The organism is Luteimicrobium sp. DT211 (assembly GCF_049844995.1).
Classification (GTDB): Bacteria; Actinomycetota; Actinomycetes; order Actinomycetales; family Cellulomonadaceae; genus Luteimicrobium.
In genome coordinates this window covers 483,557-497,939 of record NZ_JBNCMC010000004.1, presented here as the reverse complement: position 1 = coordinate 497,939, position 14,383 = coordinate 483,557, and the positions used below count along the sequence as shown (strand labels likewise).

The window sequence follows — 14,383 nt, the reverse complement described above, 5'->3', positions numbered from 1 at the left end:
CGTCGGGGCCCGCGGCACTGCGCCGCGGGTCCCGATGCGATGGAATGATCCCGTGAGCGAGTCCACCCGCAGCGTGTACATCACCTCCCCCGAGGGGGAGACCGGCAAGTCGACCGTCGCGCTCGGGGTGCTGGAGCTGCTCCAGCGGCGGTTCCGGCGGGTGGGGGTGTTCCGGCCGGTCGCGCGCAGCGCCCAGGCGAACCCGGGGACCGGCCGCGACTACGTCCTCGAGCTGCTGCTCGCGCGGGACAGCGTCGGCCTCACCTACGAGCAGTGCGTCGGCGTGACGTACGACGACGTCCACGACGACCCTGAGGGCTCGCTCGCGCAGGTCGTGGCCCGGTTCCACGACGTGGCGGTCGCGTGCGACGCCGTCCTGGTGCTGGGCAGCGACTACACCGACGTGGCGGGCCCCACGGAGCTCGCGTTCAACGCGCGGGTCGCGGCGAACCTCGGGGCACCCGTCCTCCTCGTGCTCTCGGGCTTCGGCCGCACACCCGACGACGTCCGCCAGCTCGCCGAGGTGAGCCTCGCCGAGCTGCGGGCCCTCCACGCGCGGCCGTTCGGCGTCGTCGCGAACCGGTGCCGGCCCGAGGATCTCGAGGCGGTCGGGGTGGCGCTCGCCGGGCTCGCCGGGAGCGGCGGCGGGCCGGGGGCACCGTCGCCCCTGCCGGTGTGGACGATCCCGGAGGAGCCGTCGCTGTCCGCCCCGACCGTCGAGGGCCTGCGCGAGGCCGTCGACGGGACGGTCCTCCTCGGCGACCACGACCTGCTGGCGCGCGAGGTGACGGGCGTGCTCGTCGGGGCGATGACGCTCGAGCACCTGCTCGACCACCTCACCGACGGGGCCGTCGTCGTCACGGCGGGCGACCGCTCCGAGGTGCTGATCGGGCTCCTGGCGGCCCACTCGGCGCCGTCGTACCCGTCGCTCGCGGGGATGATCCTGACCGGCGGCCTCGAGCCGTCCGCGTCGATCGCCCGCCTGCTCGACGACCTCGCCCCGAGCCTCCCGATCCTGACCACGAACCTCGACACGATCGAGACGGCGAGCCGGGCGGAGCGCACGCGGGGGCGCGTCAGCCTCGAGGCCCCCGCGAAGGTCGACACGGCGCTCGCGCTGTTCGACCGGGCGACCGCGGGCGCCGCGCTCACGCGCGACGGGCGCGGCCTCGCGGCGGCCCTCGAGGTGCCGCCGTCGGACGTCGTGACCCCGCTCATGTTCGAGTACGAGCTCCTCGCCCGGGCCCGGGCGGACCGCAGGCACGTCGTCCTGCCCGAGGGCGACGACGACCGCGTGCTGCGCGCCGCGTCGACCCTGCTGCAGCGCGACGTCGCCGAGCTGACGATCCTCGGCGACGAGGCCGCGGTGCGGTCCCGCGCCGCCGAGCTCGGGCTGCGGCTCGACGGCGCCCAGGTGCTCTCGCCGCACGACCCGGCGCTCGTCGAGCGGTTCGCCGACGAGTACGCCAGCCTGCGCGCGCACAAGGGCATGACCGTGGACCGGGCCCGCGAGATCGTCACCGACGTGTCCTACTTCGGGACGATGATGGTCCACCTCGGGCTCGCGGACGGCATGGTGTCGGGCGCCGCGCACACCACGGCCCACACCATCAAGCCGTCGTTCGAGATCATCAAGACCGCGCCCGGCGTCTCGGTCGTGTCGTCCGTGTTCCTCATGTGCCTCGAGGACCGGGTGCTGGTCTACGGCGACTGCGCCGTCATCCCGGACCCCACGGCCACCGAGCTCGCCGACATCGCCATCTCCTCCGCCGCCACGGGCGCCCAGTTCGGCGTCCCGCCGCGGATCGCGATGCTGTCCTACTCGACGGGTGAGTCGGGCTTCGGCGCCGACGTCGAGAAGGTCCGGGACGCCACCGCGCTCGTCCGCGAGCGCCGCCCCGACCTGTCGGTCGCGGGCCCGATCCAGTACGACGCCGCCGTCGACGCGTCCGTCGCGGCGTCGAAGATGCCCGGGTCGGACGTCGCCGGGAAGGCGACGGTGTTCGTCTTCCCCGACCTCAACACCGGCAACAACACGTACAAGGCGGTCCAGCGGTCGGCCGGCGCGGTCGCGATCGGGCCGGTCCTCCAGGGGCTCGCCAAGCCCGTCAACGACCTGTCGCGCGGGGCGCTCGTCCACGACATCGTCAACACCGTCGCGATCACCGCGATCCAGGCGCAGGCCGGCCCGGCCGGCGACGCCGGCACAGCAGCCGCTGCCCGCGGCGAAGGAGAAGCATGAGCATCCTGCCCGAGTCCGAGCGTCCGAACCCGTACTCCGCGTACGGCGCGCACGGCTCCGTGCTGGTCCTGAACTCGGGCTCCAGCTCGCTCAAGTACCAGCTCGTCAACCCGGTGGGCGGCGAGGCGATCGCGTCGGGCGTCGTCGAGCGGATCGGCGAGTCGTCGAGCCCCGTCAAGCACAGCTACGGCGGCAACACGACCAGGCGCGAGGAGACGGTCGCCGACCACGGCGAGGCGCTCCGCCTCGCGCTCGGCCTGTTCGCCGAGCTCGGGCCCGACCTCGAGAGGGCGAGCGTGCACGCCGTCGGGCACCGCGTCGTCCACGGCGGCTCGGTCTTCTCCGCGCCGGTCCTCGTCGACGACGACGTCGTCCGGAAGATCCGCGACCTGTCCCCCCTCGCCCCGCTGCACAACCCGGCGAACGCGACCGGCATCGAGGTGGCACGCGAGCTCATGGGCGACGTGCCGCACGTCGCCGTGTTCGACACGGCCTTCTTCCAGGCCCTGCCCGAGCACGCCTACACGTACGCGCTGGACCGCGCCGTCGCCGAGGAGCACGGCGTGCGGCGGTACGGGTTCCACGGGACGAGCCACCAGTACGTCGTGGGCAAGGTCGCCCGCGTCCTCGGGCGCCGCGTGCAGGACCTCAACCAGATCGTCCTGCACCTGGGCAACGGCGCCTCCGCGTCGGCGGTGGCGGGCGGCGTCCCGGTCGAGACGTCGATGGGCCTCACGCCCCTCGAGGGCCTCGTCATGGGCACGCGCACGGGCGACATCGACCCCGCGGTCGTGTTCCACCTGTCCCGCAACGCGGGCATGAGCATCGACGAGATCGACGACCTGTTCAACAAGCGCTCGGGCGTCAAGGGCCTCGCCGGGGAGAACGACTTCCGCGAGGTCCGCAGACTCGCCGAGGGTGAGGACCCGGAGGCGGCGAAGGCCGCCCGCCTCGCGCTCGACGTCTACGAGCACCGCCTGCGCAAGTACATCGGCGCGTACCACGCGGTGCTCGGGCGGGTCGACGTGCTCGCGTTCACCGCGGGCGTCGGGGAGAACGACGCCGCCGTGCGCGCCGAGGTGCTCGACGGCCTCGAGCCGCTGGGGCTCTCCGTCGACCCCGACCGCAACGCCGGGCGCTCCGACGAGCCGCGGATCATCTCGCCGTCGTGGACCAGCACGCTCGTCATGGTCGTGCCGACGAACGAGGAGCTCGCGATCGCCCGCCAGTGCATCGAGGTCGTGGACGGCCTCCCCGCCTGACCGACCCGCGAGGTAGCGCGTCTCGCCGGAGGTAGCGCGGAGTCCGTGCTGTCTCGGGCGAAACGCGCTACCTCGGCTGGCCCAAGCCGCCCAGGTCAGGCGACGGCGTGCGGCGCGACCCTCCCGCGGCCCCAGCCCCACTCGACGAGCGCGACCCCGGACGCGTTGGAGTCGACGAGCGAGAGCCGGCCGTGCGTCGTCGTGAGCGTCTCCAGGCTGTAGGTGTCGCCCGTGCGCAGACCCGGCCAGTACACGGACCCTAGGTGCAGACGCCGGACCGTGTCGGTCGCGGCCTGCATGAACGCCACCGAGTTGTTCGTGTCGGCGTCGCTCGCGGTCGACGACGCCGCGTAGTCGATGCCGGTCGTCATCGGTGCGCCGAACTCGTCGAGCACCGTGCGGCCCGCACAGTCGCCGATGCGGGACTCCAGGTCGTCGACCCACTCGGCGTACGTGCGGGTGCCCCAGTAGCCGTAGTCGTGGAGCGCCAGGTACGTGCCGTCCAGGGCCGAGTCCGTGCACAGGTCGTTCACGTGGTCGCTGTACCCGATGCCGCTGACGAACACGCGGTCGCGGGGCACGGCGTCGAACCGGCCCAGCCACGAGGTCACGAGCGAGGTCCACTGTTCCTCGGTGTAGCCGTGCGGCTCGTTCATCGGCTCGAAGTAGACGTTGCTGCTCCTCGCATACGTCGAGGTGAGCGTCTTCCACATCGACCACCAGGCGGTGGCGTCGTCGACGATGCCGTCGTCCTCGGCCCCGGGACCCTCCCAGTAGCCGAGCACGACCTTGAAGCCGAGGTCTGTCGCGGCCTCGACGACCTGGCGGTAGTCGGCCCACCACCCGGAGGACTTCCCGACCGAGTACGGGTTGACGGGGAGACGCACGGTGTTCGCGCCCAGGTTCTTGCGGAAGCCGAGGAGGATCTCGTGCGCCTTGCGGTAGGTCGTCGACGGCGCGTCGGACGCCGACAGCCCCGACGGGACCACGGCGTCGTCGGCGAAGTTGTCGCGCGGGTCAGCCCAGTTGACGCCCCTGAACTGGGCCGGGTCGAGCGTGACGGTCTTCTTCCCCGAGCGCTTCGCAGCGCTGGTGGTCGCCTTCGTCGGGTCCGTCGTCGTGCTCGACGCGCGGCCGGCGGGCGTGGTGCCGGACGACGCATGGTCGGCGGCCGTGGCGGCGGGCGCGACGACGCCGACGACGAGAGCCGCGGTCGCGAGGACGACGGCGGCGCGGGCTCGGCCCGGTCTCCGGGGAACGGTGAGCAATCGCATGGAGCACTTCCCTCTTCTTTGAGCGGCACGCCCCGTCCGGGGCGCGGGCTGCGCAACCGCTCCATGTTTACGTCACCATCTTGCCGTCTGGCAAGCCGAACATCGGACGTTCGATCTGGGTCTCCCGCCTGACCGCCCCGCGAGGTAGCGCGTCTCGCTCGAGGTAGCGCGGAGTCCGTGCTGTCTCGGGCGAAAGGCGCTACCTCGCGAAAGCCGTCAGAGGGCCAGCGCGTCTGCGACGCCGGGGGCGAGCGCGGCGAGCGCGGCCGCCCGAGACGCAGGCGCGTCGTCGGCGGCGAGAGCGGCGCGGGCGACGGCGCGCGCCTGGTCGAGCGTGTGCGCCTTGACCGTGTAGCGCACGGCGGGGACGGCGACGGGCGCCATGGACAGGCTCGTGACCCCGAGGCCGGTGAGGACGACCGCCATGAGCGGGTCCGCCGCCGACTCCCCGCAGACCCCGACGTCCTTGCCGACGCGCTGCCCGGCGGCCGCGGTCGCGGCGACGAGGTCGAGGACGGCGGGCTGCCACAGGTCGATCAGGTCCGCGAGCTCGCCCCGGAGCCGGTCGGTGGCCATCGTGTACTGCGCGAGGTCGTTGGACCCGATGGACACGAAGTCGACCTCGCGGAGGATCGCGTCGGCGCGCAGCGCCGCGGCGGGGATCTCCACCATGACCCCGACCTTCGTGAGGCCCTGCGCCCGGGCGGAGGCGGCGAACTCCCGCGCCTCCCCCGGCGTCGCGATCATGGGCGCCATGACCCACGGCTCGAGCCCGGTCTCGCGGCGCGCGTCCCCGAGGGCCTCGAGCTGCGCGGTCACCACGTCGGGCACGGTCCGCACCAGGCGGTACCCCCGCACCCCGAGCGCGGGGTTCTCCTCGTCGGGCTGGGTCGCGAACTTCAGAGGCTTGTCGGCGCCGGCGTCGAGGGTGCGGATCACGACCTTGCGGTCCCCGAACGCGCGCAGGGCCCGGGCGTAGGTAGCGGCCTGCTCCTCGCGCGTGGGCGCGGTCTCGCGGTCGAGGAACAGCACCTCGGTGCGGAACAGCCCCGACCCCTCGACCGCCTGGGCGGCCGCGCGCTCGGCGTCCTCGGCGGTCCCGATGTTCGCGAGCAGGAGGACCCCGTGGCCGTCGGCGGTCGCGCCGGGGGCGTGGTCCTCGGCAAGCCTCGACGCCACCTCCGCGCGGCGCGCGAAGCCCTGCGCCACCTCGGGCGCCGGGCCGACCTCCACGGTCCCCGCGGCGGCGTCGACGGCGACGACCGTCCCGTCCGCGAGCGCCGTCGCGCCGCCCACGCGCACGACGCACGGGATGCCGAGCTGCCCGGCGATGATCGCGGTGTGCGAGGTCGGGCCGCCGAGCTCGGTGACGATCGCGAGCACGTGGCTCACGTCGAGCGTGGCCGTATCCGCGGGCGCGAGGTCCCGGCCGACGACGACGGACGGCCGGGCGAGCGCCGGCACGCCGGGTTCCGGGACGCCGAGGATCCGGGCGGCGACCCGGTCGCGCACGGACCTCAGGTCGGTGACGCGCTCGGCCAGGTACCCGCCGGCCTGCTCGAACATCGTCGCGAAGCCGCCCACGGACTCGTCCAGCGCCGCCACCGGCCCCGACCCGCTCGCGATCCTCTGCGCGGTCTGCTTGCGCAGGGCCTTGTCGTCGGCCATCTGCGCCGTCGCCCCCAGCACCTCGACGGCCGCACCGGTGGCCGCGTCCGCCTGCGCGCGCAGCCCGGCGGAGACGGCGTCGAACGCCGCCGTCACGCGCGCCTGGACCGCGTCGACCTGGTCGGGCGCCGTCCCCGGCTCCTCCGCCGGGACGACCGGCGCGGCCGCCACCTGCACGACCGGGCCGACCACCCCCGCCCTGCCGACCCCGACGCCGTGGAGGACGGTCGTCGAGCCGTCGTGGTCGGCGGCGCCGGCGCTGTGGGCGGCACTCTCAGGGACGCTGGTCACGTGCGACATGGTTCCTCGATCCTCGGCGACAGAGCAGTGCGACACGGTGGTCTAGACCAGATGCTAACCCGGGCGCCGACGCCGGGCGACACCCGACGACCCGCGCCCCGGGACGACGGCGGCTACGGCACCCGCACCGCGCGCATCGCCCGCAGCGCGCGCGTCATGAGCCCGGTCCACTGCTCCCCCGGACGCTCGTGCAGCGTGTCGAAGCTCAGCCCGCGGGCCACGCCGCGCTGGACGGCGACGGTCTGCACCTCCGTGACGGCCTCGATGCCCTCGCGGCCGTGCCGCCGCCCCTGGCCCGACGCCTTGAACCCGCCCGACGGCGCCGCGACCGAGCCCCACGCCGCCGCGTACCCGTCGTTGACGTTGACGGAGCCGGCCCGCACGCGCGCCGCGAGCCGGCGTCCACGGGCCGTGTCGGACGTCCAGATGCTCGCGTTGAGCCCGAACTCGGTGTCGTTCATCTGCGCGACCGCCTCGTCGTCCGACGCCACGCGGCGGACCGAGACCACCGGACCGAAGGTCTCCTCGCGCGCGCACGCGGCGTCGTCGGGCACGCCGTCCAGGACGGTCGGGGCGTAGAAGTAGGGGCCGAGGTCCGCCCGGTGCACGCCGCCCGCGAGGACCGTCGCGCCGCGCGCGATGGCGTCGTCGACGTGCGCGACGACCCGGTCCAGCTGCGCCTGCGAGGTGAGGGAGCCGACCTGGTGCCGGTAGTCGAGGCCCGGGCCCATCGTGAGGTCGCGCACGAGGGGCACGAACTCGTCGAGGAACTCGTCAGCGATGTCGTCGTGCAGGATCAGCCGCTCGATCGACATGCAGAGCTGGCCCGTGTTGGCGAAGCACGCCCGCACGACACCGCGCGCGGTCGACGCCACGTCGGCGTCCGCCGCGACGTACAGCGGGTTCTTGCCGCCGAGCTCGAGCGTCGCGCCGATGAGCCGCTCCCCCGCCTGCGCCGCGACGGTGCGCCCGACGGCCGTCGAGCCGGTGAACACGATGTGGTCGACGGACCCGGTCAGCGCGCGCCCGACCTCCGGCCCGCCGTACACGACCTGCAGGACCCCGGCCGGCAGGCCCGCGTCCTCGAGCGCCTCCGCGGCCCACAGCATCGTCAGCGGGGTCTGCAGGTCGGGCTTGACCACCGCGGCGTTCCCCGCGACGAGGGCGGGCAGCAGGTCCGAGAGCGTGAGCGTCAGCGGGTAGTTCCAGGGCGCGATCACGCCGACGACCCCGACCGGGTGCCTCAGCACCCGGGTGCTCGTGAGGCCGGGGATCATCCCGGGCACCCGGCGGGGGGCCAGGTACCGGTGGGCGCGCGCCCCGTAGTGGCGGGCGACCTGCGCGACGTCCATGACCTCGTCGAACGCGCTGGTGCGCGACTTGCCGTTCTCGAGCTGCAGGAGGTCGAGGACCTCGGACTGCCGGTCGAGGACGACGTCGTGCAGGCGCAGCAGGACCTGCTCGCGCTCGCGGACGGGGACCTGGGCCCAGGCGCGCTGCGCCTCCCGGGCCCGCGCGACGGCGCCCGCGACGTCCTGCTCCGACGAGAGCGGCACCGCGACCAGCGGCGCCCCCGTGAAGGGGGCGACGGTCCGGTGCTCGCCGGCGCCGCGCGAGCTCGCGAGACGGTCCAGGAGCGGCGCGACGACGTCGGGCTCGAGCGCGTACGTGGCGGTGGGGCTGTCAGGGTCGAGGAGGCCGTCGACGCTGACGCCGTCGGTGCTGTCTGCCATGGCCCCAGGCTACGCGTCCGGGCACCACCGGTCCTAGGTGTCGGCGACGCTCAGCCGACGTCCGGACCGCCCTGTGCGACGGGGAAGCGCCGGCCCAGGACGATGGTCTCCTGGTCGGTGTACCCGAGGGCCTGGTAGAAGCCGACGGCGTCCGCGTTGGTGCGACGGACCATGAGCTGCACCTTCGGCGCCCCCTGGGCGGCGAGCCACGCCTCGGCCGCGACGACCGTCTCGCGGCCGAACCCGCGCCCCTGCCAGGCCGGGTCGACCGCGACGTAGTACAGCCAGCCCCGGTGGCCGTCGTAGCCGACGACGGCGCCGCTCACGAGGATTCCCGCACCGGCCGCGCCCGCCGCACCATCCACGTGCCCCACGAGCACAGTCGAGGTGGGCGTCGAGCGCGCGTCGGCGATGTCGCGCTCGGGGTCGTTCCACGGCCGTGTGAGGCCGCAGGCGGTCCACAGGGCGACGAGCGGCGCGGCGTCGTCGTCGGTGGCCTCGACGACGCGCAGCGCGGGCGCGGGGAGCCGTAGGCCGACGCCGTCGCGCGTCCCGGACGGGCCCGAGCCCGCGGGGGTGGGGGTCACGTCGCCCTCCCCGGTCAGCGCGGCTGGTAGGGCGAGACGACGACCTCGACGCGCTGGAACTCCTTGAGGTCGGAGTAGCCGGTGGTCGCCATCGCGCGGCGCAGGGCGCCGACGAGGTTGAGCGTGCCGTCGGCCTGCCGGCCGGGGCCGAAGAGGATCTCCTCGAGCGTGCCCGCCGTTCCGACGCGCACCCGCTCGCCGCGGGGAAGCTGCGCGTGGTGCGCCTCGGACCCCCAGTGCCAGCCGGCGCCCGGCGCCTCCTCGGCCCGGGCGAGCGCCGCGCCGATCATCACGGCGTCCGCGCCGCACGCGACGGCCTTGACGAGGTCGCCCGAGCGCCCGACGCCGCCGTCGGCGATCACGTGCACGTACCGGCCGCCCGACTCGTCGAGGTAGTCCCGACGCGCGGCGGCCACGTCGGCGACGGCCGTCGCCATGGGTGCGTGGATGCCCAGCGAGACGCGCGTCGTGTGGGCGGCACCGCCGCCGAAGCCCACGAGGACGCCGGCCGCTCCGGTGCGCATGAGGTGCAGCGCCGCCGTGTACGTCGACGCGCCGCCGACGATCACCGGGACGTCGAGCTCGTAGATGAACCGCTTGAGGTTGAGGGGCTCCGCGTTCGACGAGACGTGCTCGGCGGAGACGGTGGTGCCGCGGATGACGAACAGGTCGACGCCCGCGTCGACGACGGTCTGCGAGAGCTCCTGCGTGCGCTGCGGGGAGAGCGCCCCGGCGACGGTGACGCCCGCGGCGCGGATCTCCTTGAGGCGCTGCGTCACGAGGTCCGGAAGGATCGGGGCAGCGTAGATCTCCTGCATGCGGCTCGTCGCCTGCTCGAGCGGGAGGGTCGCGATCTCCTCGAGGAGGGGGCGCGGGTCCTCGTAGCGCGTCCACAGTCCCTCGAGGTCGAGGACGCCGAGCCCGCCCGCCCGGCCGAGCGCGACCGCCGTCTCGGGGCTCATCACCGAGTCCATGGGGGCCGCGACGATCGGGAGGTCGAAGTGGTACGCGTCGATCTGCCAGCCGACCGAGACGTCCTCGGGGTCGCGCGTGCGCCGCGAGGGGACCACGGCGACGTCGTCGAAGGAGTAGGCACGGCGCCCGCGCTTGCCACGGCCGATCTCGATCTCGTTGCTCACCGGACCAGTCTAGGGGGACGTCCCCGCCCGGCCCCGGACGCCCCCCGACCCCGGCGCGGACCGCGGTCGTGTGGGCGACCGGTGCGACGCTGGCCGCATGAGCACGGACACGTGGACGACCTCGCCGCTCCTCGGGTTCGACACCGAGACGACCGGCGTCGATCCCCTCGGGGACCGGATCGTGTCCGCGGCGCTCGTGCACCGCACGCCGGGCGTCGAGACGACGGTGCGTACCTGGCTGGTCGACCCGGGCATCGAGATCCCCGACGGCGCGGCCGCGATCCACCGCATCTCGACCGAGCAGGCGCGCACCTACGGCAGCCCGCCGCGCGAGGCGCTGGAGGAGATCGCCGCCGTGCTGCACGAGGCCCTGGCCGAGGGTGTGCCGGTGGTCGCGTTCAACGCCGGCTTCGACCTGGTGCTGCTGGACGCCGAGCTCGAGCGCCACGGGCTCCGGACGCTGCCCCAGCGCCTCGGCCGGCCGGTCCCGGCGGTCGTCGACCCGCTCGTCCTGGACCGGGCCCTCGTCCCGCTGCGGCGCGGCGGGCGGACTCTCGGCGCGCTCTGCGCGGCCTACGGCGTCCTCGACCCGGACGGCCCGGAGGCGGCCGGGCTGCACGCGGCAGATGCCGACGTCGTCGCGACCCTCGACCTGCTCGCGGCCATGGTCGCCGCGTTCCCCCAGCTCGCAGCGATGAGCCTGGAGACGCTGCACGCCTACCAGGTCGACCAGCACCGCGCCTGGACCGCCGAGCTCGAGCGGTGGCGCGCCCGCGAGCAGGAGAGCAGGGCGACGCCACCACCGTCGGTGTGAGGCATCTCATCGATGACGTTCCTGCCGGAACCGCGCAGCGAGAACACCGTGCCCTCCAGCGCGTCGGGACGTCCAATATCTCATCCATGAGTTATCTTGGCGAGCATGACGACGACCACCGATCCCACGCCCGACACGACGTCGCCGGCCACGGGCAGCCTCCCGACCGTGGGCGAGCAGCTCGCCCACGTCGGCTCCCTCGTCCGGTCCGCGCGGCGCCACCGCGGCCTCACGCAGGCCCAGCTCGCCGACCGCCTCGGCACGAGCCAGAGCGCCGTGCACCGGATCGAGCAGGGCGCGCAGAACGTCAGCCTCGACATGCTCACGCGCATCGGCGCGGCCCTCGACTCGCCGATCGTGACCCTCGGGGCACCGCAGCACACCCACCTGCGCGTGACGGGCGGCCAACCGCTGTCCGGGCGGCTCGACGTCAACACGAGCAAGAACGGCGCGGTCGCGCTGCTGTGCGCGAGCCTGCTCAACCGCGGCACGACCCGGCTGCGGGGCGTCGCCCGGATCGTCGAGGTGGACCGGATCGTCGACGTGCTGCGCTCGATCGGCGTCCGGGCGACCTGGTCGGCCGACGGCCGCGACCTCGAGCTCGTGGCGCCGCGCGACCTCGACCTCGGCTCGATCGACGACGACGCCGCCCGCCGGACCCGCTCGATCATCATGTTCCTCGGCCCGCTGCTCGGCCGCGAGGACGCCTTCGAGCTCCCCTACGCCGGCGGCTGCGACCTCGGCACGCGGACGGTCGAGCCGCACATGATCGCGCTGCGCACCTTCGGGCTGTCCGTCACGGCGACGGGTGGTCGCTACCACGCCGTCGTCGACGGGCCCGGCAAGCGCGACCTCGCGGTCGTGCTGACCGAGCGCGGGGACACGGTCACCGAGAACGCGATCATGGCGGCCGCGCGGCACGACGGCGTCACGACGATCCGCAACGCCAGCCCCAACTACATGGTCCAGGACCTGTGCTTCTACCTCGAGCTGCTGGGCGTGCGCATCGAGGGCATCGGCACGACGACGCTGCGCGTGCACGGGCTGCCCGACATCGACGTGGACGTCGAGTACGCCGTCTCCGAGGACCCGGTCGAGGCGATGAGCCTGCTCACCGCGGGCATCGTCACCGGGTCCGAGATCACGGTCGGGCGCGTACCGATCGAGTTCATGGAGATCGAGCTCGCGACGCTCGCGGAGATGGGCCTGCGCTACGACGTCTCCGACGAGTACCCCGCGCGCAACGGCCGCACGCGCCTCGTCGACGTGACGGTCCACCCGGGCGACCTGCACGCCCCGCTGGACAAGATCCACCCGATGCCGTTCCCGGGTCTCAACATCGACAACCTGCCGTTCTTCGCCGTCATCGCCGCGTGCGCGACGGGCGAGACGCAGATCCACGACTGGGTCTACGAGGGCCGGGCCGTCCACCTCACGGACCTCACGCGCCTGGGGGCCGACGTCCGGCTCGCCGACGCGCACCGCCTCTTCGTCAGCGGCCCGACGCGCTGGTCGGGGGCGGAGGTCTCGTGCCCGCCGGCGCTGCGTCCCGCCGTCGTGATCCTCCTCGCGATGCTCGCGGCGAAGGGCACGTCGGTCCTCCGCAACGTCGACATCATCGCGCGCGGCTACGAGCAGCTGCAGGAGCGTCTGGTCGAGCTCGGCGCACAGATCGAGACGTTCCGCGACTGACGGCAGCGGCGGGCGGGGGCGCCCACGACGACGGGCGGCCGGTCACCCGTGCGGGTGACCGGCCGTCGCGCTGCTCCGCCCGGGGCGTCAGCCGTTCTGGTAGTTGGGCGCCTCGACGGTCATCTGGATGTCGTGCGGGTGCGACTCCTTGAGGCTCGCCTGCGTGATCCGGATGAACTGGCCGCGCTGCTGGAGCTCGGGGACGGTGCGTGCGCCGACGTAGAACATCGACTGGCGCAGCCCCCCGACGAGCTGGTGCGCCACCGCGGCCAGCGGCCCGCGGTACGCGACCCGGCCCTCGATGCCCTCGGGGACGAGCTTGTCGTCGCTCGTGACCTCGGCCTGGAAGTACCGGTCCTTGGAGTACGACTTCTTGCCGCGCGAGCTCATCGCCCCCAGCGAGCCCATGCCGCGGTAGGCCTTGAACTGCTTGCCGTTGACGAAGATGAGGTCGCCGGGCGCCTCGTCGCAGCCCGCCAGCAGCGAGCCGAGCATGACGGTCTCGGCGCCCGCGACGATCGCCTTGGCGATCTCGCCCGAGTACTGCAGGCCGCCGTCGGCGATCACCGGGATGCCGGCGGCGCGCGCGGCGAGCGACGCCTCCCACACGGCCGTGATCTGCGGCGCCCCCACACCCGTGACGATGCGCGTCGTGCAGATCGAGCCCGGGCCGACGCCGACCTTGATCGCGTCGGCTCCCGCGTCGATGAACGCCTGCGAGCCCTCGCGCGTGGCGACGTTGCCGCCGATCACCTGCACGTGGCGGGTCGCGGGGTCCGACTTGATCCGGCGCACCATGTCGAGCAGCAGGCGGACGTGGCCGTGCGCGGTGTCGGCGACGAGCACGTCGACGCCGGCCTCGACGAGCGTCGTCGCGCGCTCCCACGCGTCCCCGAAGTAGCCGATCGCGGCGGCGACCCGGAGGCGGCCCTCGTCGTCCTTCGTGGCGTTCGGGTACTGCTCCGTCTTGACGAAGTCCTTGACGGTGATCAGACCGCCGAGCCGGCCGTCGGCGTCGACGAGCGGCAGCTTCTCGATCTTGTGCTTCGCGAGGATCGCGGCCGCCTCGTCGCGCGAGATGCCGACGGGCGCCGTCACGAGCGGCATCGGGGTCATGACCTCGCGGACCCGGCGGGTCTCGTAGTCCGCGCTCGCGATGAAGCGCAGGTCGCGATTGGTGATGATCCCGAGGAGCACCCCACGCTCGTCGACGACGGGCAGGCCGGAGACGCGGTACTGGCCGCACAGCGCGTCGAGCTCGGCGAGGGTGACGTCCGGGCTGACGGTCACGGGATCGGTGACCATGCCCGACTCGGACCGCTTGACGACGTCGACCTGGTGGGCCTGGTCGGCGATCGACAGGTTGCGGTGCAGGACGCCGATGCCGCCCTGCCGGGCCATGGCGATGGCCATCCGCGACTCGGTCACGGTGTCCATAGCGGCGCTGACCAGCGGGATCGCGATCGAGATCTCCCGGGTCAGCCGCGAGGTCGTGTCGACCTCGCTGGGCACGACGTCGGTCTCCCCCGGCAGGAGGAGGACGTCGTCGTACGTCAGCCCGATGCGGGAGAACGGGTTCGGCGGGTCCGCCGGGGCAGGCTGGCCGGGCGTCGAGGCGTAGGGGGCAGGCACGTCCGTCATGTCACGAGTCTACGTTCCGCGGCGCCCCTTC

Annotated in this window: 10 protein-coding genes; 4 read left to right on the top strand and 6 right to left on the bottom strand. The window is 73.9% G+C overall.

The window, feature by feature from the left end; translation table 11 throughout:
- The first annotated feature begins 34 nt into the window (after positions 1 to 34).
- Positions 35 to 2,242, top strand: coding sequence for a phosphate acetyltransferase (pta, locus tag ACLQ14_RS13215; RefSeq protein ID WP_425813695.1), 2,208 nt, complete (start codon positions 35 to 37; stop codon positions 2,240 to 2,242).
- Positions 2,239 to 3,504, top strand: coding sequence for an acetate/propionate family kinase (locus ACLQ14_RS13210; RefSeq protein WP_425813693.1), 1,266 nt, complete (start codon positions 2,239 to 2,241; stop codon positions 3,502 to 3,504). Before pta ends, ACLQ14_RS13210 begins: the two co-directional genes overlap by 4 nt.
- A 95-nt stretch (positions 3,505 to 3,599) precedes the next feature.
- Here ACLQ14_RS13210 and ACLQ14_RS13205 read toward each other — a convergent pair whose 3' ends face one another.
- The 5 genes from ACLQ14_RS13205 to ACLQ14_RS13185 form a co-directional block, all read right to left on the bottom strand.
- On the bottom strand, positions 3,600 to 4,778 hold the full coding sequence (locus ACLQ14_RS13205; RefSeq protein ID WP_425813691.1) for a glycoside hydrolase family 5 protein: 1,179 nt from the start codon (positions 4,776 to 4,778) through the stop codon (positions 3,600 to 3,602).
- 216 nt (positions 4,779 to 4,994) lie between these two features.
- The gene (ptsP, locus tag ACLQ14_RS13200; RefSeq protein WP_425813689.1) at positions 4,995 to 6,737 is read right to left on the bottom strand and encodes a phosphoenolpyruvate--protein phosphotransferase; all 1,743 of its coding nucleotides are present in this window, start codon (positions 6,735 to 6,737) and stop codon (positions 4,995 to 4,997) included.
- A gap of 122 nt (positions 6,738 to 6,859) precedes the next feature.
- Positions 6,860 to 8,479, bottom strand: coding sequence for a succinic semialdehyde dehydrogenase (locus tag ACLQ14_RS13195; protein ID WP_425813687.1), 1,620 nt, complete (start codon positions 8,477 to 8,479; stop codon positions 6,860 to 6,862).
- A 50-nt stretch (positions 8,480 to 8,529) separates the two neighbouring features.
- A complete protein-coding gene (locus ACLQ14_RS13190) occupies positions 8,530 to 9,066 on the bottom strand; it encodes a GNAT family acetyltransferase (RefSeq protein ID WP_425813685.1) in 537 nt (178 codons plus the stop codon).
- 14 nt (positions 9,067 to 9,080) lie between these two features.
- The gene (locus ACLQ14_RS13185; protein WP_425813683.1) at positions 9,081 to 10,205 is read right to left on the bottom strand and encodes a GuaB3 family IMP dehydrogenase-related protein; all 1,125 of its coding nucleotides are present in this window, start codon (positions 10,203 to 10,205) and stop codon (positions 9,081 to 9,083) included.
- Positions 10,206 to 10,302: 97 nt separating this feature from the next.
- On the opposite strand from ACLQ14_RS13185, the gene ACLQ14_RS13180 reads away from it, so the two are divergent.
- Together ACLQ14_RS13180 and ACLQ14_RS13175 are read left to right on the top strand one after the other, a co-directional pair.
- Positions 10,303 to 11,019, top strand: a complete 717-nt coding sequence (locus ACLQ14_RS13180) for an exonuclease domain-containing protein (protein ID WP_425813681.1) — start codon at positions 10,303 to 10,305, stop codon at positions 11,017 to 11,019.
- Positions 11,020 to 11,124: 105 nt separating this feature from the next.
- Positions 11,125 to 12,711, top strand: coding sequence for a helix-turn-helix domain-containing protein (locus ACLQ14_RS13175; RefSeq protein WP_425813679.1), 1,587 nt, complete (start codon positions 11,125 to 11,127; stop codon positions 12,709 to 12,711).
- Between the two features lie 87 nt (positions 12,712 to 12,798).
- Here the strand turns inward: ACLQ14_RS13175 and guaB are convergent, their stop codons facing one another.
- Positions 12,799 to 14,352 carry an IMP dehydrogenase gene (gene guaB, locus ACLQ14_RS13170; RefSeq protein WP_425813675.1) on the bottom strand — a complete coding sequence of 518 codons (1,554 nt, stop codon included), beginning with the start codon at positions 14,350 to 14,352 and terminating at the stop codon, positions 12,799 to 12,801.
- Between the last annotated feature and the right edge of the window lie 31 nt (positions 14,353 to 14,383).

Excerpts from the sequence above, each read along its gene's own strand:
- pta (WP_425813695.1), top strand. The coding sequence starts at position 35 with ATGCGATGGAATGATCCCGTGAGCGAGTCCACCCGCAGCGTGTACATC.
- ACLQ14_RS13210 (WP_425813693.1), top strand. The coding sequence starts at position 2,239 with ATGAGCATCCTGCCCGAGTCCGAGCGTCCGAACCCGTACTCCGCGTAC.
- ACLQ14_RS13205 (WP_425813691.1), bottom strand. The coding sequence starts at position 4,778 with ATGCGATTGCTCACCGTTCCCCGGAGACCGGGCCGAGCCCGCGCCGCC.
- ACLQ14_RS13195 (WP_425813687.1), bottom strand. The coding sequence starts at position 8,479 with ATGGCAGACAGCACCGACGGCGTCAGCGTCGACGGCCTCCTCGACCCT.
- ACLQ14_RS13180 (WP_425813681.1), top strand. The coding sequence starts at position 10,303 with ATGAGCACGGACACGTGGACGACCTCGCCGCTCCTCGGGTTCGACACC.
- ACLQ14_RS13175 (WP_425813679.1), top strand. The coding sequence starts at position 11,125 with ATGACGACGACCACCGATCCCACGCCCGACACGACGTCGCCGGCCACG.
- guaB (WP_425813675.1), bottom strand. The coding sequence starts at position 14,352 with ATGACGGACGTGCCTGCCCCCTACGCCTCGACGCCCGGCCAGCCTGCC.